The sequence below is a fragment of the Streptomyces sp. SID12488 genome, assembly GCF_010548275.1.
Taxonomy (GTDB): domain Bacteria; phylum Actinomycetota; class Actinomycetes; order Streptomycetales; family Streptomycetaceae; genus Streptomyces.
In genome coordinates this window covers 1-1,336 of the sequence record NZ_JAAGLT010000082.1, presented here as the reverse complement: position 1 = coordinate 1,336, position 1,336 = coordinate 1, and the positions used below count along the sequence as shown (strand labels likewise).

Annotated in this window: 1 protein-coding gene; it reads right to left on the bottom strand. The window is 67.7% G+C overall.

Features of this window, described 5'->3' with window-relative positions; genetic code table 11:
* Window positions 1-33 precede the first annotated feature (33 nt).
* A complete protein-coding gene (locus G3I56_RS42560) occupies window positions 34-1,212 on the bottom strand; it encodes an IS30 family transposase (RefSeq protein ID WP_203691958.1) in 1,179 nt (392 codons plus the stop codon).
* Window positions 1,213-1,336: the final 124 nt, after the last annotated feature.

Here is a 1,336-nt window from a genome sequence, read left to right as displayed (position 1 = left end):
GGCGAATTCCAGGGGTCGTTGCAACACTGCTGGTCAGCTGGCTAGGTCCAGTAGCTTAGCGAGGCGCTCGGCTGGGGTTTCCCAGTCGAGCGTTTTGCGTGGGCGGCTGTTGAGTTCGGCGGCCACGGTCTCCAAGTGCTCGGGTGTGTGGCTGCTCAGGTCGGTGCCCTTGGCAAAGTACTGCCGCAGCAGGCCGTTCGTGTTCTCGTTCGAGCCGCGCTGCCAGGGACTGGCCGGGTTGCAGAAGTAGACCGGGATGTCGGTGGCGATGGTGAAGGTGCGGTGGGCGGCCATCTCCGAGCCTTGGTCCCAGGTCAGGGAACGCCACAGGTGCGGCGGGAGGGTCTGGACGGTGGCGGCCAGCGCGTTGCGGGTCGCGAGGGCGCTGTGTCCGTGGGGCAGAGGCACGAGCATGACGTAGCGGGTGGAGCGTTCGACGAGGGTGCCGATGGCGGATCGGCCGTTCTTGCCGATGATGAGGTCGCCCTCCCAGTGGCCGGGAACAGCGCGGTCCTCCGCTTCGGCCGGCCGGTCGCTGATCATGACCATGTTTTTGATCGGCCGGGAGATCCGCTTGGCGGCGTGGCGGTGCGGGCGGCGCATGGCGCGTCCGGTGCGCAGGGCACGGGTCAGTTCCCGCCGGAGTTCGCCGCGGCCCTGGACGTAGAGGGCCTGGTAGATCGTTTCGTGGGTCACGTGCATGTCCGGCCGGTCGGGGAAGCGTGCCTGCAGAGCCTGGCAGATCTGCTCGGGGCTCCACCGCATCGTCAGATGGTCCTGGACGAAGTCCCGCAGTTCGGGATTCTGGCCGATCTTGCCCACTTTGGGCCGGGAGCGGCGCCGTTCGGCACGGCGGTGGGCGTGGAAGGGCCGGTAGGTCCATCCGCCCTTGGGCATGGCCCGGCGGTTGCGGCGTATCTCGCGGCTGATGGTGGAGGGGCTACGGCCCAGCTCGGCGGCGATCTGCCGGACGGATGCCTGCTCACGCAGCCGGTCGGCGATGTGGATGCGCTCGTGCTCCTGGAGATACCGCGACGGCTGAGGCAGTTCCTCCGGCTCTGGTGGCACGGGCGTCTGCACGGGCTCCTGATAGATCGGAGGAACTGCCTTGCTGCCGCCGGACGCGGGACGGCCGTTACGCCATCTCTTGCCGGTGCGGAGGTTGATCCCGACGATGCGGGCTGCTTCCCGGGTGCTGTAGCCCTGCTCCATGAGCTGGAAGTATGCGGCCCGCTCGCGGGTCAGCTTGCCGGCCCCCGGCTTCTTGTTCTTGCGGATCTCGAAGTCCATCGCACCCCTTGAACTGGGGTGTTGCAACGACCACTAGAACTCAAGC